This is a genomic window from Flagellimonas alginilytica, assembly GCF_042134605.1.
Lineage (GTDB): Bacteria > Bacteroidota > Bacteroidia > Flavobacteriales > Flavobacteriaceae > Flagellimonas > Flagellimonas alginolytica.
In genome coordinates, this window is record NZ_CP169638.1 from 586,495 (window position 1) to 604,210 (window position 17,716).

Here is a 17,716-nt window from a genome sequence, read left to right on the forward strand (position 1 = left end):
AAATCAATGAGTTAGATCGGCAAGGGACAATGTTTTGAAGTGTTGTGTCAGTGCCTCGTCGGTATAAATTTCCAAATCGGCGTTTTCGTGCGAATATGTAAATTCTAAGGGATCAGAAGCAGCCCCCATAGGTTTGTTCGCCCATTTTACCTTTATTTTTTTCACGGCATACAAATGTCTTATCCCTTCTTTCTGAAATTGCTCTGCCATTTGTTCATCTATCTGAAGTAAAAATTTGATGGCCATCCTCTTATCAACCGCGTTTCGGAGCGCTAACTCGAAAGGTTTCACGGGTTCGAACTCCACCTTGTTCAAGATGCCCTGCTTCATCGGAAAAATGTTGTTTAGCTTTAGAAGGTGATATACGGTATATCCTTTTTTATCAAAATCATAAGTACCGCCAATATTCAGTATAGATACATGGTAAACAACCAACTCATCGTTCTTCATAACAGTTTTGCTCCAATCCAAGAGCGGATCCAAGCAGTTGTCGACGAAAGACGTATAGTTGCGAAGAATTTCAAATTCATTTTTGCCCTGTCCGGCATTCTTACACTCTTCTGCCAAGCATAGATCTGGAGCCACCCGACGCCGTAAAAACCGTTGTAAAAAGGCCGAATTCGCATCTTTTTCGGACATATTGGAGGTCATTGTGGTCAACCGCTCCCGATCCAGATCTTTCATAAACGGTTGTAGATACTTTAGACCGACCAATAAGGCAAAATTGTTCATGCCCGAAGCAACGATTTTATTTTTCTGCATGCCATTAGGGTCGCCGGCACCACGAACTGGTCTGCCTCCCCGTATTCCCTGTCTTTGTCCGGTAGCCTGTCCCCGATACATGTTCAAAGCCCCGAAACGTGGCAAACCCTTATGTGTTTGCAATGTTATGGAAACAAATTTGTCGGAAGGCGCTTGAAGCACGACCAGTTCTTTATCACTTGTAGATTGTGCTCTGCCGCCCAGAATTCCCAAAAAACAGAAAACGATGTATAAAATTGATCTTGCCATAATTTTATCCTTCATATTTTAATCCCAAGTAATGGTTCCGTCCAAGGTCAAAATCACATTGGTATCGGTATTGATTACCGTTGTTTCCTCTAAAGTAATGGTTTTCGCCTCAAAATCAACCTCATACCCGTCACCACAAGCAATAAAAAAGTTTTGATAGGGAGAAGTGCAGGCATGCCTATATTCTTCACCATCTTTTACTATGGTCATGGATATACTTTTGTCTATATTTGGTGAACCTCCAGTGGAGAAATCCGCAGCTACGATTACAAACCCGTTTTGGTCATTTTCATAGACGAGCTCGTTATCAACAACCGCTATGTTTTCCGACATCAGGATTACCGATTTATTGGTACCCGACAACGCAACATTGCCAACTTCCAAATTACCGACCGTCAAGCTTGTTCCCAGTACCTGCGTTTCATTTCCTGACAAACGTATGGTCCCTTGTGCTGTGGTCAGTGTGTCCTCATTATCGTCTTCGTTGTTGTTATCGCAACTAAAAAGCAAAAAAAACATGGCAGATAACAAGCAGTACATAGTTTTAAATTTCATATAGTTGATGGTTTATGTTTATAGCAATCTCTAAACTATATTTTTAAAACAAAGTACACCACCTTGATTTATTCTACGTGCCCATTTAATACCGTACCGTACCCGATGGGTAGATATCCGCAATACCCACTTTATGGTTATTTTTTTGGACAAAAGGATTAAATTTGGAAGCAACCAACCTCTCAACATGCGCCCAACCATACCAAATAGTCTTTGTTTTTGTTTGCTTTTTCTTATTGTTTTTAATGTACGGTCACAAGAAAAAACCCTAGACTCCTTACAGGTCGAGTTGCGGAACCACACCCTACAAGACACCGTTAGAGCAAGCCTATTGATCCGTACCGTTTCTGAAATGACGTATTCTGACCCGAATGAGGCCTTTCCTTTAATTGATGAATCGATTTCGATTTCTAGAAATGAAAAATGGACGAAGGGCGAAGCCTTGGGGCTACGGCAAAAAGGCAACCTCTATTACGTATTGGGAGACAACCTAAATGCTTTGGACGCTTATCAAAAAGCAATGCTTCTGAGCAAGAAAATATCGGACAAACCCCTTGAGTCCAGCCTATTGAGCAACATAGGCAATATACATGCAGATCTAAAAGAGTATGATCGCGCTTTGGAAAATTATCGTGCTTACCTTAATACTGCCCGGGAATTGGGCAGTCGACCTGATGAAATTAAGGCACTTTCCAACATAGCCATTGTGTACAACGACTCCGAAAACTTTGAAGAAGGAATTTCGTATTTGGAAAAAGCATTGGAACTGGCCAAACTAGAGAACAATGATCTATTTGTGGCCGCCATTACCAACAACCTGGCGTTGGCCCAAAAAAAAGCAGGTGCCCACGAAAAGGCCTTGGTAAACTACCAAAAGGCCGCAGACTTGGCCCAACAAATCGGCAACAAATACATCGAAGCCTCTGCACTGAACAGTATTGGAGAAATCAACGCGCTACTGCAAAATTTTTCAGTTGCCGAGACCAATGCCGATCGCGCCCTTTCCATTTCGAAGGAAATCGGGGCCGTGGAGTGGCAAGCAGATTCGTGGAAAGTCCTTAGCAGTGCTTTTGAAAACAAAGGCAAATTGGCCGAGGCACTTTATGCTTACAAGGAATATATTACACTAAGGGACAGCGTGTTGAGCGAAGAAAAAAAATCGGAACTGACCCGAAAGGAAATGCAGTTCAAAATGGAGCGTCAACAGGCCATAGCCCAAGAAGAAATAAAAAGAGAACGTTTGGTGAAGAATGGTTATTTGATCGGCACATTGGTGCTCTTGATCATAAGCGCCTTGGGATATGTTTTTTACAAACGTAGGCGAGATGCCTTGGAAAAAAAGAAAACTGCCGAGTTTAATGCCAAAGTGGCCGAGACGGAGCTAAAGGCCCTGCGCTCTCAGATGAATCCCCATTTTATATTCAACTCGCTAAATTCGATAAGCGATTTTATTGCACGAAAAGACATCAAACAAGCGGATGATTATCTGGTAAAATTTTCCAAGCTGACCAGATCTATCCTTGAAAACTCGGAAAAAAAATGGATTCCTTTGGAGGAAGATCTAGAACTGATGGAACTTTACATACAGTTGGAAGCTTTGCGTTTGGAAGAGAAACTCACCTATACCATTACCATTGACGAGTCCATTGAAACCGACAATACTTTGATACCACCTTTTATTTTACAACCATTTATAGAGAATAGTATTTGGCATGGCATCGCTCCAAAAAACGGGCTTGGGCAAATAGACCTTTCCATTAAAAAAGCTGAAGACATGCTTGTTTGTTCCGTGGACGATAATGGTGTAGGACGATTAAAAAACCATGGCCAAACGCACAAGAACAACTCATTTGGGTTAAAAATTACAAGGAATAGAATAGATATTATCAACCATTTAAAAAATACCAAAGGATCACTTAAATTGTTTGATAAAAACGAAGGGGTCCGTGTAGAGATCAGACTTCCGTATGAAGCCCAATTTTAATTCCCTATGCTAAAAGCAATAATAGTAGACGATGAACAACATTGCATAAACCGACTGGACGGTTTACTCCAAGAGTATGGAAACGATGTAAATGTTTTGGCACGATGCCATTCCATTAAGGAGGCAAAATCAGAAATAGAACGTGAATCCCCCGATATTTTATTTTTGGATGTTCAATTGGGGAACAACACCGGATTCGACCTACTTTCACAATTGTCCCAAATCGATTTTGAAGTAATCTTTACCACATCTTATGACAACTATGCATTAAAGGCTTTTAAATTTTCGGCATTGGATTATCTCTTAAAACCTATCGACAAAACAGATTTTATCCAATCGCTTCAAAAACTACGACAACAAAACAACTTAAAGGAAACATCAAAAAAGATTGATGTCCTTTTCCATAACTTTAAAGATACCAACGATTCCTCAAAACGGATAGCGATCCCAACCATTGAGGGTTTTACTATGGTGGACACCGGTAACATTGTACGATTGCAGTCCGATGCCAACTACACGCATATTTACACCGCTACCCAAAAAAAGATTACGGCATCCAAGACCATTAAATTTTTTGAGGAGCTTTTGGAAGGACAAAATTTTTTCCGGGTACACAAATCCCATTTGGTACATCTTAAATTCATAGAATCCTACAATAAAGGGAAGGGCGGATACTTAACCCTGTCCGACGGCAATAAAATTGAGGTCGCCGTACGAAGAAAAGAAGCTTTGCTCAAACGGTTGATGTAATTTCAAAACCGATGGTTCTCCCGAGGAAGTATCAAATAACGAATCACAAGATCAGTTAAGGCCCATCAACAAAAAAGCCCCCAGAAAATTCCAGAGGCCTTAAAAATAAGATCACAGTTTGATCAATGGGCATAAAACTCCATCGCTTCTTTGGTAATACCATGCCATTTTTTGGCAAGTTGAAGTTCCCCGTTCAGTTGTAAATATTCGTCTGCATTATAAAGCTCAAAACTGATCGGTGCAGCACTTTTGTCCTTGGAGTAAAAAACAAGTTCTATTCTTTCCAAAATTTCCTCGGTTTTCTTGTTCACCCTAACACGTTGCTTTGCCTCATTCACCTCGCATTTAAGTAGTGTATTTACAGGCACGGTCTTTTCCACAATCTTATCTTTGGTTTCCTTATAAAACAAAATATAGTTTTTGGCGCTGGATATGCCCAAAGCCATTTTACGTCCATAATCCACGTTGGCAACGTCGGACCCGAGTGATGCAGCTATATTCTTTAATTTATCCAGAAGTTCTTTTTGTTTTCTCTTTTTTCCTTTTGCCATGAGTACAAATGGCATAGCGGAAAGGGCTATAACTACAACCCCAATACTAATTGTTCCTAATTCCATTTTTTGATTTTTTAAATAAAATAATGTAACCCAGCACGTATGTGAGGGCTTAAATAGATGTGTATGACACAATCCATGTCACGGAAAAATCAAAAAGATTTCAAAAAAAGAAATGGAAAGGATAAAGTAAATTGGCCTTGTTCTTATTAATGAGGCCATTTGGTGATTTTATTGGAAGCGCATCTAGATGAGAAACCATCGGATGCAATAGACCATGTAAACCTGCGACAATGTGACTATCTGTACCTAAATGTTGATTGTTCTCCGAAGCACTGTTAATATAATCGGAATAAACAGCGGGCAATGTGTGCTGGAAGCCATCGGACGTATCGTCCAATTGGTACCATTGTTGACTTAGTGCCTTTGGAGATCCATGGACCGAATGGAGTGATGAATACCCCAATGCCATTGCCCAAGCATACACTGCCAACAATGCAACAAAAACATATGATTTTCGCCCTTTTACCAATTTTAAATACATTGATTCAATCAGCAAAAGTATAATAATTTGTTATGCCAACATTATTTTGCAATGAAAGAAAAACAAATACTTCTAAATCAGAATTCAATAGGTAAGCGTGTTGTACCCTTTGGCCTGCAACTGCAAGATTCGGACGGACCATGTGGGGACCGGAACAAGACCTTCGATAATCTGCTCTTTGGTAACATTTTGTTTTTTCATGGCAACACTGCAAAGGCTTACGCGCACCTTTGACCTATATTTTTGAAAAAAGACCTCCAATTCCGATCCCTTTACCAATTTTGCCACAATTTTACCTTTTACCACAATTTCGTAGTCGGTTATTTCCACCCCATTTTCCACCAAAAAATCGTACATGCTCAAAGCTCCTTTAAAATGTCGTTCGTCACTTACGCCGATAGCGAACTGGGTCGTATTTTTTAAATCGTTTACCGTTTCGGCATCCAATTGGGACTGCCCGATCGCTTTTTGATTGGATAAACTAAAAAAAGCAATAAAGAGAATCAGTGTAGGGAATATTTTTTTCATGATCTTTTTGGTTTTAGTAGGATGGTTACGAGGGAAAATCGGTTCGCCCATCAATACAATTGCTCTTAGATTTCTTTGGATAAGACAAGACCAATTTAACAAAAAACAATGGCTTGCTTAAATTAATATACCCGAATTCACATTTTTAGCGATTTGATTCGGAAATTAAAGGCAATTATCCGTAAAGTTCAATAAGTCCTAAATTGAAATATCGATAAACATCAAAAAAACTAAGTTAGAACCAACCGCATCTACCTTATGGGAATTTTTAAACCAAATTTTTCAAACAGGCATTAAGCCTTAGAAAGAATTAGACACCTTTTTCTTATTTTTTCCTAAGAACCGTACCATTTTTTTGTCCTGTATATTTTCCTTCATCAATGGCAATCTTCCCGTTGATGATACTATATTTTAACCCTTCGGCCAATTTAAAAGCATCTTCATAAGTAGCTTTATCCATAAAAGTAGCGGGGTCGAAAATAATGATATCTGCAAAATACCCCTCCAACAACTTACCCCGATTAGGGATCCGAAGAATATCTGCGGTTACTGCACTGCTTCGGTTAATGAAGGCTGCTGTAGTTAATACACTATCCTGCTTAACATAGGTATTATATTTTCTTGGAAACGAACCATACTTTCTCGGGTGTCCCGAACCGCCATCCGAACCTGTTACCACCCATGGCTCATCCATAAAATTTGCAATGTCATACCTTGTCATATTAAAGGAGGCGATCTTTGCATAACCGTCCTCCAAGATTTTAAAGACGGTTTCTTCTGGAGACATATTATGAATCTCGGATATTTCCTCAAGATTTTTACCTTCATACAGTTTGTTGGGCGACTGAACGATCAATAAGGTTTTTGGCCCTCCCCTTCTTGCGATATTAATTTTGGTTTCTTCCAATATCTTAGTTCTTTGCCCAGTGGTATTAATACGAACAACCAACGAATCCCTACCCCCACTTTCTGCCCAGCGTGGTACTACTGCAGCTTGAAGTCCAGTAGCCGATGCGTTATATGGATATTGATTTGCGGTTACCTGAATTCCCTTTTCTTGTGCAGCTTCAATAATGGTTATAATGGAATCACTTTGTTTCCATACGTCTACTCCCAAACATTTAATGTGCGAAATATGTACGGGTAACCCCGCTTTTTCTCCGATTTCTATGGTTTCTTTTATTGCAGGGATCAATCCTATGGAGTAAGTGCTTTCGTCTCTCAAATGTGTATCATAAACACCCTTTGTTTCGGCAACGACTTCTGCCAATGCTATTATTTCATCGGTATCGGAATAACTTCCCGGGGCATAGAACAATCCGGTGGACATACCAAAGGCCCCTGCATCCATTTCTGCTCGGATTACCTTTTGCATTTTTGTTATTTCTTGCTGTGTTGCCTTACGGTCGCTGGATCCTACTACCATTTTCCTTACCGTGCCATGCCCAACAAATACTGCTACATTGGTACCGACCCCATGCTCTTCGCATTTGGCAGCATATTTTACGAATGGATATGGGCTACTACCATCGTTGCCCACTACTACCGTTGTTACGCCTTGAAAAAGAAACGATTTATTGTCCGACAAATTTTCGTTTACCAAATCGTTGGTTGCATGTGTATGGGGATCAATAAAGCCCGGTGATACTGTCAATCCTGCGGCATTAATTATTTTTGAAGCGTTTATTTGAACTTTGCCCGCACTGCCAACATAAGCGATTTTATCTTCTTTAACGGCTATATCCACTATACTCGGAACGGTATCCATCCCATTGTACACGGTTCCGTTTTTAATTAGTATATCGGCTTTAATTGCAGGGTGGGTACAGGCTGCAACAAATAGCAATGTGAGCACTGCACCGACACAAAACACCTTATATTTAATCTTTACACCCAATTGATCAGAGTTTCATTAGTTGCCTCATCATCCATAAATATAGGTGAAACCTAACAAAGTCATAGTTTTAATTGTCATTGAACCTATCATTTTAAAACACTTTGCCCAATGCATTACTGATTTTAATCCACCCAGACTCATCTTGCCGAAGTTTTGAGCGCTCTTGCTCTATATGCACAAATCTACCTGTTGTTCCTGTTGCCGGCACACTGCAAGGAGATGCCGAACCGTTTATATATCTGCCTTGGGTATTATCGAACGCTGCATATCGTGTCCAATTTAGATCGATGTGCGGAATTTTAAAGGTCAAGGTATTATCTTCTTCAAGAAGGGCATCCCTAAGCATAACCACATAATCTTTTGCTGGTGTTTTATTGGTACCGTTGCTTAAAATTACGTCAGGGTCGGTCGGCTCCTTACCAAATCCATGGAGTTGAACAAAAACACTGGAAGGAAGTGCATCAAACAGATTTTCGGTTGTGACCTGAAATGTAGTATTGGTATTGTGTGGAACATCTGATATCCTGTATGCCCCAAAATTTGAGCTACAAGATTTGGTTGTGCCATCGCATGTAGAGGAACCTTCTTGATCACATCGGTGGGCCCCGCTTAAAAACAATGCCCTAGCTACGTTTCTTCTAAAGGCGAATGCTGCCTGGTATCCAGTTTTTTGATCGTGCAATACGTGAGGTGCAGCCAAAACCAAGTCTTTTCGTTTTGGGGTCTTGCTAAAAACATAAGTCCCCCAGTAGTTCTGTCTTTCTTGATATTCCTTTATAATATAGTAAACTTGATTCGGAGAGGAATAAATATCCGTAAACTCCACTATTTGATAATTTAGATACACGGCTTCATCAACAGCTTTGGTGATGTCTTCATCCAAAATAGCATCTATAATGGAGTCCCATTGATCCAATTCGTTGTCCGTGGGGACTTTGTATTTCTTGGCCGATATACCCGGCACAATATCCAGCAAATCCCTTAAGTAATCCTCCAAGTTACCGGAGACGAACTGCAGTTCCGCCACAAGGGGGTCGGATGTATGCACATTGATAGGGTCGCTGAGATTAGATGAGTTTCCTGCTTCATCGGTAGCCAGTACTTGAAAAGTATAATCGGTTCCCGGTACCAGATCATCCAAATAATAAGATGGCTTGCCCGACCCCACTAAAAATTCACCGTTTTGGTACAAGGAGTAATTCTTTACGTTTACATTATCTTCTGCAGGGTTCCAATACAAAAATAATGTCCGTTGTGTAATATTTTCGGCCTTTAAACCTACTGGTATGGTAGGGGGGTCCAGATCTACAGCTGTTTCAGTATTTTCTTTATCCTCGGATGAGCAAGAGATAGCTCCCAACAATAGCCATAAAAAACTGATGATTGTTTGCGAACAACTTCTTCTTTTTATTATTAAATCCATAACTTTTAATTTAAGTCTCCAATTAATGAGGTTTAGTCTTCAGCTTCATAAATAATGATATTATCCAAATCGAACGATTCTGCCGTGGCTCCTGATTGTATTTGAACAACCAATTGATACGAGCGAATTCCTTTTTGAAACCCGCTGTTTACCTCCATCCATTGGCCAGCTACGGCCTCTACATCATCGTTATAGATATTTATTAGTTCCAAAACCTCATCGCCATTGTCTGTGGTGATATTTGCATAGGCGTGGATACCGTCCAAGTCCTCCCAACTGGTGTCCCCAAAGAAAACTTCAAAAGAGATTCCCGAGTTGTTTTGCCCTTCGGGAACATGTACCGTATCAAAAGTTATTCTCAGAGCGCCATCAGCATCTTCCGAATGGAATCCCTGTACTCCATCCGGATATTCTTCGTAATCCTCGAATAAAGACATTACTCCTATGCGTTCTTCCGAAAAGCCAAGGCTACTGGTACTGATATTGGGAATGGCCAAATACTCGGTATCGAAGCCTAACTCATTATCTGGTCCGGACCCTTGCGCTACATAATCCACGTAGGGCGGACTTGGTCCATTGATCAGGTCGAGTGTTTCATCGTTTGTACCATTTCTATTGTAAACATCTTCATCTCCTGCTACGGCAGGTTCTTCGAAAGAAGTTCCTCTGATCTTTACACCAGGCGGCTGATAGAACCCAATGGTAAATTCCATTGCATTGTTATGTTCAGATTGCTTTAACCGGTCTGTGGTTTGTCCACCTTGGTTGATATAATTAAAATCAAAATCCGGCGACCTTCCATTAAAGGTTCCTGTTGGGGTCACAACAGTTGCTACAAACGTTATTCTATCCGTTAGCTCTACTTCGGTTTCTTCTACTTGTAAAGCTTCAAGTACATCGGAGAGATCAAATGTTAGGGTATATGGAAAACTACTTATCTCGATATAATCTTCTATGACCGCTTCGCCATCTTTGTACAATACATCCAAGGTATAGCTTGATGCATTCTGATTCGGGTCTTGCAACGTCGCCGTAAACACCTCCGAGTCAACCTTTAAAATATTAAAACTAAGGTTCGGTGCTTCTACAAATGTGATATAACCACCCTTGAATGCAATATCCTCGAGAGTATTGTTCTCATTATCGCAGGATAGAGCCAACACCAATGCAACAATCCAAAGTACTTTTCTATACATATTGACAAGTTTTCTAGTTATTTTATGAACCCTTCTGGGTTGGTATCCCAAAAAACCCTATCTGTATTCAGCTTTTGGGTTAATGAGGAGTTTATCTCTACCGCCCGTGCCGAATAAGGAAAGCTTCGTGGGAATGTTGGGTTATCGTTATCTATGGGGACTTGAATATTAGAAGGGTATCCTGTTCTTCTATATGCGTTGTAGGATTCCATCGAATTTCCGAAGGCTGCCAAATAATACTCCGTTATAATTATATCGAGTTTTTGTTCGTTAGTGGCCACATTGTTAAAATTGAAAAGAACCTCATCAATATATGCTTCTACTTCTTCATCCGTGGACTCAAAGTCCGAATCTACTTCTCCGAAAGAGAGAACTTTGTCCATAGAATCCTGTATTGCTTCCCTTAATAGTGTTTCCGGGTCTTCGCCCGTACTCAGGATTAATGCTGCCTCTGCCCTTAAAAACTTTACAAAGGAAGATGTTAAAAGGGGTAAAATACCCGCTCCATCCAAATGTGTAGAGGTTTTTGGGGCGGATACAAACTGGTCCTCATCAAATGTTCCACCTCCGGGATACAAACCATATACCGTTCTTTCCTCATTATCTCCGAAGCCAGTACGACTTTCTCCATGGTCCAGTCCTCGGTAAAAATCCCCGATATAACAATAATCCACATTGGACTCTTGCAAACACGTTGAATAGGGCACTATACTGAACGGACTGGAATCGGACTGCCTATACAAATAGTAACGTAGCCGTGGGTCCGCAACGCTTTTGGAATCTTTGAGCATAAACATAAAATAGTTGCCCATGTATTGTCCAAAATTGCTCACATACCCTCTACGGAAATAACGATGGCGACTTTCTGGCTCCTCCACAGTGGAAAAGGTGTATTGGAAATCTTTAGTTTCTGAATCTATCAAATCTTTTTCCAACAGTTCATTAATTGCCAATGCAATATCTGATACCCCAATTTCAGAACTCGCCAATCGGGTCTGCACCAAAATCTTGAGCTTAAAAGAATTGGCAAAAGCTATCCATTTATCCTTATCGCTATCATAGAACAAATCTGTAGAAAAGTTGAAGGTGGAGTTCTCAATATCCAATATGGCCCGATCAATATCGTTCAGGACTTTTTTATAAATATCTATACCGCTTTCCAATCCTGGGTTCGGGTATTCGGATGGGACAACCGCCTCAGTGTAAGGTATTGCCCCCATATAGTCCACCATAGTTATGGTAAGGTATCCCAAAAGCAATTTATTGATGGCGTTATGGAACAATAAGGTTTCATCGTTTTCTGCCAAAGCTTCTATGGTCTTGGAATTGTTCAGGGCCTCAAAATAGCTTTCCCATTCAGTATCCAATACTGTTACGGAGACCAAATCACCATAGGTATCGGTCATTGCTTCATAACGCATAAGATCGTCTGTATTTAATATCATAAGTCCCATTAGGGATTGAAATTGATATTGGATTTCGTTCAAAAGATATTCAGGGTCCGCGCTTTTCGGGGTAAGGAAATTAGGGTTGTCCTGTAAGTCAAAATCAGAAACTTCACACCCTAGCAACGCTATGGATATCAATGCTATTCTACCAAAATATTCTATTGTTCTTCGCATGTGGTTTAAATTATTTTTGAATTAGAAGGACACTGATACATTAATGGCAAACCTTTTTGTTGATGGGACGGTGCTATCCCCATCCAGACCATCACTTTCCGGGTCGTAATTGATATATTTTGGAAAATTGGGGGCTACATACCATAAGTTTCTTGCCGAAAGGGTAAGGTCCATTCTTTTGAACGGCAATCTGTCAGCTTTTTTTGGTTTCAACGTGTAGCCTACCGCCACTTCCCTAAGCCTAAAGATCGACGTATCCCACATGGCAAGATCGTTAGCATTGTAATAGTTGGAATAACCCAATCTTCCGCTATTTAATTGAATATTATTGGGAATTTGATTTCCATTGGCATCCAATAATGGTTCGCCTGTAACATCGTCCGCCAAAAAACCAGGCAACACAAATGACCCTTCTCTATCCTCGGTTTCCTTTGCCACGCCCCGTTCAAGCATATTTTTTACCGCTGTGGAGTAAATTTCGCCCCCATGGCGGTATTCGATTTGAGCACTGATCGAAAAACTCCCGATACCAAAGCTATTTATATTGGTAAGCCTCCAATCTGGATTGGGATCTCCAATAACTTTGTTGGGCAGGCCAATATCGTTACTGGTAATTACTTCACCTACTCTGGTCGCCGAGCCATTGCCATTGATCAGTAGGTTTCCATCCTCATCCCTTAAGGCATAGTCCCCTTTTATAACACCAAAAGGCTCGCCTTCCACGGCAAATCTATCTTCACGGATATTTATATCCGCTCCGGTTGGCGTGGTTTCACGAACCATGGATTCGTCCGCAGTGACTATGTTCCTGAAATTCCAACGAAATTTATCCCCTCGAAAAATATCGACACCTAGATCAACCTCGATTCCTTCACTATCTATCCTTCCTAAGTTTATAAACTGATCATCGTATCCAGTGGCCGGGGCTACCGGCGACTCTACAATCTGGTCTTCCGATACGCGTTGATAAACGGACACCTCTAAAGAGGCTCTATTGTGAAACAGTTTGGATTCTATACCAAACTCAATTTCTTTATGCAGTTCTGGTTTTAAATTTAGATTGGCGTAGCGGGTACTATATCTATTGGTTACCGGATAGGTTCCGTCGGGAGCGGCAAACCTCAAGGGATCAATGATCAATGTACTTCGCGTTCTATACGGCGCGGGATACCCTGATGATGTTGCATACGCTCCCCTAAATTTAAGATAGTTAAGTGTGTTTCCTCCAAAATTAAACGCACTGGTCGGAATAAACGATAAGGATGCCCCTGGGTAGAAAAGTGATCGGTTATCTTTTTCTACCGTACTGCCCCAATCGTTTCTACCAGATATTGTGGCATACAAATAACTCTTGTACGCAAATTGAAATTGACCAAAGGCACCAGCCAAATTCTCGTTGGTACGGCTGTAGCTGGATTCCGTTACGGTAAAATTACTCGGTCTTAAAAATCCATATACAATTTGACCATCCGAGTTTGATGAATTTCCTACGTATCGCGTTATTTGGCTGTTGAGCCCTATCTGTGCTTCCAGACTCAAGTTTTTGATCAACTCCTTATTAAACCCGAGTATAGCAGTTTGATTTACAATTACCTCCTTACTATCCCCTATATTGAGATATCCTTGCTGATACACATCATCATACCCGCCTTTATTGGAAAAATCGAAGCCCGTATAGCTCTCTGAATCAAAACCTGCGCGGTATGTAACATTCAGCGAGTTGGAGAGCTGATAATTTGCGGTTACATTTCCAAAAACACGGACTTTATCATCATAATTCCCGGAATTGTTTAGAATCCAAAGTGGATTGGTATCGTTACGGTAATAGACAGACTCCCCTGTCAAAGGGTTCTGATAGGGCAACTCTGTTAAATCTATCCATCGGGGCAAATAGAACACCAGATTAAAAATATCCTCATCATTGATCAAATTTACCTTTCTGGTCGAATACCCAATATTTGCGGAAACATCCAGTTTTTCACCAAGCTGGGCCTTTCCTCCCAAGCTCAAATTAAAACGCTTTAAATCGTTGTGGTCAATTATTCCAGACTCATCGGTATATCCGGCCGATAAGTTAAAGCCCACTTTTTCTTTGGATGTTGAAAAGGTCAAGGAATGATTTGTTCCTATTCCCATTCTAAAAATATTCTTCACGTTATCCGGTTTTGGGCCTATTTTGATCATTTTGTCCGCATACTCAGGAAAAATATCGCCCATATTGGCATAAGGGTGCGGTACTGGGTCCATTTCCGAAAAAGCCGGTCCAAAGTTTGAAAATATCGTTGCGCCAAATTGTACCCCTTCCAGTCCGTTGGAATATGTGTTTTGGTATTTTGGCAATTGGGACACCATATTGGTGTACACCGAGGTGGCATAAGTTACCGTTGTGCTAGCTTCGCCTATTTTTGCCGAACCACTCTTGGTCTGAATCAAGATAACCCCGTTTCTTCCTTCGCTACCATATAGAACAGCAGCATTGAACCCTTTTAAGATGCTTATATTTTCGATATCGTTTGGATCTAGATCCCTTAAAAGTCCATTGAACGGAACATCGTTTACCACTATCAAAGGTGCGTTAGAACCAGTCAACGAAATATTTCCCCGAATTCGAATTGTGGAAGATGAGCCTGTTTGACCATCGGCCGGGGTTATCGCTACACCAGCGACCTTACCTTGCAGAGTACGCGCCAAATCCGCTTCGGGCCTTTTTTCAACTTCTTCTGATTTTACATTGGCAATGGCATAACCAAGTGCTTTTTTGGACTTTTTAATTCCCTGGGCGGTCACTACTACTTCGTCCAAAAGCTCTGTACTTTCCACCAATAGCACATTGATCTCATTTTGATTACCCACAACGACTTCCTGTGCTGTGAACCCTATGTAACTAAATTCCAAAACATCTGCTCCATTTTGAACAGTAATTGTGTATTCCCCATCAAAATTGGTGGTAGTTCCTACACTGGTACCTTTTACAACAACACTGGCGCCGGGCAATGGCCCAGAGGCATCACTTACCTTTCCATTGATCTGTCGTTGTGCGTTTATAGTGAAAGAAAACAGTAAAAGCAGACACAGGCATATATTTTGGTTTATGGGCATTGGTAAGTAGGTTTAAACGTGATTAGATTGGTCTTGATGTTTGTAAAAAACAGGTTCGGGATACTGAGGCCGAGGCCTGATATTGATCCAGCAAGTATGAAAGCTTAAACTATCAAATTCAAAAAAGAAGCTTGTCCAACCGTTCAAGCCAGGTGTAAAAACCACTTCGCTATAGCACTTGAACAACAAAGCTCTACTTGTAGGATTTGGGAACTGCATTGTAAACCTTTTGTTAAAAAACTGAAAATTAAAGGATAAACCACTACCTTCCGCATACCAATCTTATTTGATTTAGCATACCAATTATGCACTTTAACATTAAAGGCCTTTTAGAAAGAAATGGCTTTTTTTTGGATGCAAATCAACCTCAAATTTATGTCAACCTCTACACGGCGTTCAGAAAAGCTATATTGAACCGCTCCCTCGAGAACGGTACCAAACTGCCCCCTTCCAGGGTTCTGGCAATGGACCTTGGCATATCCCGAAGCACCGTCTTAAAAGCCATTGACCTATTGTTGGTGGAGAATTATATTACATCCAAAAGAGGTTCTGGATATTATGTTCGAGCAACTGAAGACAAAAAAATAAGGCTCAATATTTCCGCTCTCGACCATAAAGGTGGCCACCCAAAGCTATCCAAACAAGGAATAGCTTTTTCGGAAAACAATCTTTGGGCCGGACAAGATTCCATAAAAGAGGTCGCTTTTAGGCCGGGATTACCTCCTTTGGATATTTTCCCCGTCCAAATTTGGAAAAAACTCATCGACGACTATTGGAAACGTATTACTCCTTCTGAGTTATCCTACAGTGATACGAAGGGCCTAAATTGTCTAAGAGAGAATATTTCCCAATATTTAAAAGTATATAGATACATTAATTGTTCGCCCGATCGAATAATCGTTACCACTGGATCATTACATTCCCTTTTTTTGGTCTCAAGCATTCTCCTTGAAAAAAATGACAATATTGTAGTTGAAAACCCAATGTATCCAATGGCCCATAGTCTTTTCAAAAACTTGGGCGCCGTGATACAACCCGCTCCGGTAGATGATGAAGGAATCAATCTAAAAGGCATTAATTGCACAAACCCGAAATTTGTTTACACCACACCATCCTGCCAGTACCCAACTGGTGTAAAAATGAGCATGTCCAGAAGATTCCAATTATTAAATTGGGCAGCAGTGAATGAAACCTATATCATTGAAGATGATTATAACCACGAATTCAGTAATTGGGAAAAGCCATTGGGGTCGTTGTTTGGAATGGATTTACAGGAGAGAGTGGTCTATTTGGGCACGTTCAATAAATTGATACACCCATCCCTGCGGTTGGGCTACATAATTCTACCTGAACAACTGATCGGTCCTGTAAGCGGCCTGTACCAGCAGTCCAGCAGGTTCGTACCAAGACAAGACCAGAAAGCCATGAGCGCTTTTATCCAAAAAGATTATTTAAACAAACACCTAAGAAAGGTAATCGACACAGCCCAACATAGAAAAGAATATTTTGTAGAACAATTCAATGCCATTTTAGGAGATTGGTTCCAGCTAGAAACGTCCTGTTTGGGACTCCACTTGATCGCTCATATCAAAAAAAAACAGAGCGACCTATATATAGAACAGAAGTTAATGGACCAAAACATTCGTGTACATGCATTGAGCAGATATTATATTTTACCAAATGATGCCAATGGGCTGGTTATGGGGTTTTGCTCGGTAAACCAAAAACAAATCAAGGAAACCATACGTAAGATTGGCGAGATTATGGGCCAATTGTAATATGCTCTCGGATTTTTTAATCTTTTAGATTTTTGAGTGAATCCAGTTGCTGCTTTGTCAGTTCCAGTTGATTCTTGAGCTTTTGATTTTCCAAAATACTCTGTTCCTTCAATTGATTGATCTTACGTTCAAATTCATCGGCAGGCACGTATTCCGGACGCAAAAAAACTTCGGAAAAAATACTGATTATCGTAAACAAAAAACTAATTGCCAACGCAGAGACCAAACCGATAAGCAACGCTTTTTCCCTTTTGGAGGTAGATGTTTTCTTCTTGAGCAGTTTTCCCTCATCTTTGGTGAGCTTTGGAGTGTTCGATAAATGTCCCAAAAATGTGTCCCATTTTTCCTCCTCTTTTACATAAAGGTTCATAAACCCTCCTTCGTCCAAAAAATCTTGGGTGTTAGGCGTTGAAGCCAACATAAACATATCCATTCCATTGCCTCCCATAACATCCAGTAAAGTGGAATCGTAATTCTGGATTTCCTGTACCAACCTCTGTACATATTCCAAGCTATAATGTGGTCGTAAAAATTCGTCGTAAAGTGTGTGGATCTGAAAATAGTCGTTTCGGTCCAAAGCATATTCCAAAAAACGATCTTTTAGTTCTGCCTTAAAAAATTCACTCATTTTTAAAAATGGGCGTTATTGGGTTGGTTATGGTTGTTTAGGCTAAAAATAAAGAAGTGGGACGGCAAAAAGTTCTAGGTCAAGGTAAAGAATTCATGAAATTATTGCTTAATCAGATTCTTTTAAAACAATAAAAATAGTAATACT

At 40.4% G+C, this 17,716-nt stretch carries 14 protein-coding genes; 3 read left to right on the forward strand and 11 right to left on the reverse strand.

The window, feature by feature from the left end:
- Nucleotides 1-3: 3 nt before the first annotated feature.
- Together ABTP35_RS02580 and ABTP35_RS02585 are read right to left on the reverse strand one after the other, a co-directional pair.
- The gene (locus ABTP35_RS02580) at nt 4-1,026 is read right to left on the reverse strand and encodes a hypothetical protein (protein WP_375334431.1); all 1,023 of its coding nucleotides are present in this window, start codon (nt 1,024-1,026) and stop codon (nt 4-6) included.
- 3 nt (nt 1,027-1,029) lie between these two features.
- On the reverse strand, nt 1,030-1,566 hold the full coding sequence (locus tag ABTP35_RS02585) for a hypothetical protein (RefSeq protein WP_224835281.1): 537 nt from the start codon (nt 1,564-1,566) through the stop codon (nt 1,030-1,032).
- 187 nt (nt 1,567-1,753) lie between these two features.
- Here ABTP35_RS02585 and ABTP35_RS02590 point away from each other — a divergent pair, with 187 nt between their 5' ends.
- Complete coding sequence (locus tag ABTP35_RS02590; protein ID WP_375334432.1) at nt 1,754-3,550, forward strand: tetratricopeptide repeat protein; 1,797 nt, start codon at nt 1,754-1,756, stop codon at nt 3,548-3,550.
- A gap of 6 nt (nt 3,551-3,556) precedes the next feature.
- Nucleotides 3,557-4,300, forward strand: coding sequence for a LytTR family DNA-binding domain-containing protein (locus tag ABTP35_RS02595; protein WP_224835283.1), 744 nt, complete (start codon nt 3,557-3,559; stop codon nt 4,298-4,300).
- A gap of 122 nt (nt 4,301-4,422) precedes the next feature.
- Here the strand turns inward: ABTP35_RS02595 and ABTP35_RS02600 are convergent, their stop codons facing one another.
- From ABTP35_RS02600 to ABTP35_RS02635, 8 genes are all read right to left on the reverse strand, one after another.
- Nucleotides 4,423-4,917, reverse strand: a complete 495-nt coding sequence (locus ABTP35_RS02600; RefSeq protein ID WP_224835284.1) for a hypothetical protein — start codon at nt 4,915-4,917, stop codon at nt 4,423-4,425.
- A 100-nt stretch (nt 4,918-5,017) separates the two neighbouring features.
- Nucleotides 5,018-5,413, reverse strand: coding sequence for a hypothetical protein (locus tag ABTP35_RS02605; protein WP_293294122.1), 396 nt, complete (start codon nt 5,411-5,413; stop codon nt 5,018-5,020).
- A 69-nt stretch (nt 5,414-5,482) separates the two neighbouring features.
- A complete protein-coding gene (locus tag ABTP35_RS02610) occupies nt 5,483-5,926 on the reverse strand; it encodes a hypothetical protein (RefSeq protein WP_293294120.1) in 444 nt (147 codons plus the stop codon).
- 325 nt (nt 5,927-6,251) lie between these two features.
- On the reverse strand, nt 6,252-7,823 hold the full coding sequence (locus ABTP35_RS02615) for an amidohydrolase family protein (protein ID WP_293294118.1): 1,572 nt from the start codon (nt 7,821-7,823) through the stop codon (nt 6,252-6,254).
- A gap of 91 nt (nt 7,824-7,914) precedes the next feature.
- Entirely contained in the window at nt 7,915-9,246 is a 1,332-nt protein-coding gene (locus ABTP35_RS02620) for a fibronectin type III domain-containing protein (protein ID WP_293294116.1), read from the reverse strand.
- Nucleotides 9,247-9,278: 32 nt separating this feature from the next.
- Nucleotides 9,279-10,442 (reverse strand): hypothetical protein, encoded by a 1,164-nt coding sequence (locus ABTP35_RS02625; protein WP_293294114.1) that lies wholly within the window; start codon nt 10,440-10,442, stop codon nt 9,279-9,281.
- A gap of 17 nt (nt 10,443-10,459) precedes the next feature.
- Nucleotides 10,460-12,064 (reverse strand): SusD/RagB family nutrient-binding outer membrane lipoprotein, encoded by a 1,605-nt coding sequence (locus ABTP35_RS02630; protein WP_293294112.1) that lies wholly within the window; start codon nt 12,062-12,064, stop codon nt 10,460-10,462.
- Nucleotides 12,065-12,085: 21 nt separating this feature from the next.
- Complete coding sequence (locus ABTP35_RS02635; protein ID WP_293294110.1) at nt 12,086-15,163, reverse strand: SusC/RagA family TonB-linked outer membrane protein; 3,078 nt, start codon at nt 15,161-15,163, stop codon at nt 12,086-12,088.
- Nucleotides 15,164-15,468: 305 nt separating this feature from the next.
- Here ABTP35_RS02635 and ABTP35_RS02640 point away from each other — a divergent pair, with 305 nt between their 5' ends.
- Nucleotides 15,469-16,941, forward strand: a complete 1,473-nt coding sequence (locus ABTP35_RS02640) for a PLP-dependent aminotransferase family protein (RefSeq protein ID WP_293294108.1) — start codon at nt 15,469-15,471, stop codon at nt 16,939-16,941.
- A gap of 16 nt (nt 16,942-16,957) precedes the next feature.
- Here ABTP35_RS02640 and ABTP35_RS02645 read toward each other — a convergent pair whose 3' ends face one another.
- Nucleotides 16,958-17,569, reverse strand: a complete 612-nt coding sequence (locus tag ABTP35_RS02645; protein ID WP_293294106.1) for a hypothetical protein — start codon at nt 17,567-17,569, stop codon at nt 16,958-16,960.
- Nucleotides 17,570-17,716: the final 147 nt, after the last annotated feature.

Excerpts from the sequence above, each read along its gene's own strand:
- ABTP35_RS02580 (WP_375334431.1), bottom strand. The coding sequence starts at position 1,026 with ATGAAGGATAAAATTATGGCAAGATCAATTTTATACATCGTTTTCTGT.
- ABTP35_RS02635 (WP_293294110.1), bottom strand. The coding sequence starts at position 15,163 with ATGCCCATAAACCAAAATATATGCCTGTGTCTGCTTTTACTGTTTTCT.
- ABTP35_RS02600 (WP_224835284.1), bottom strand. The coding sequence starts at position 4,917 with ATGGAATTAGGAACAATTAGTATTGGGGTTGTAGTTATAGCCCTTTCC.
- ABTP35_RS02620 (WP_293294116.1), bottom strand. The coding sequence starts at position 9,246 with ATGGATTTAATAATAAAAAGAAGAAGTTGTTCGCAAACAATCATCAGT.
- ABTP35_RS02625 (WP_293294114.1), bottom strand. The coding sequence starts at position 10,442 with ATGTATAGAAAAGTACTTTGGATTGTTGCATTGGTGTTGGCTCTATCC.
- ABTP35_RS02645 (WP_293294106.1), bottom strand. The coding sequence starts at position 17,569 with ATGAGTGAATTTTTTAAGGCAGAACTAAAAGATCGTTTTTTGGAATAT.
- ABTP35_RS02590 (WP_375334432.1), top strand. The coding sequence starts at position 1,754 with ATGCGCCCAACCATACCAAATAGTCTTTGTTTTTGTTTGCTTTTTCTT.
- ABTP35_RS02610 (WP_293294120.1), bottom strand. The coding sequence starts at position 5,926 with ATGAAAAAAATATTCCCTACACTGATTCTCTTTATTGCTTTTTTTAGT.
- ABTP35_RS02595 (WP_224835283.1), top strand. The coding sequence starts at position 3,557 with ATGCTAAAAGCAATAATAGTAGACGATGAACAACATTGCATAAACCGA.
- ABTP35_RS02585 (WP_224835281.1), bottom strand. The coding sequence starts at position 1,566 with ATGAAATTTAAAACTATGTACTGCTTGTTATCTGCCATGTTTTTTTTG.
- ABTP35_RS02630 (WP_293294112.1), bottom strand. The coding sequence starts at position 12,064 with ATGCGAAGAACAATAGAATATTTTGGTAGAATAGCATTGATATCCATA.
- ABTP35_RS02640 (WP_293294108.1), top strand. The coding sequence starts at position 15,469 with ATGCACTTTAACATTAAAGGCCTTTTAGAAAGAAATGGCTTTTTTTTG.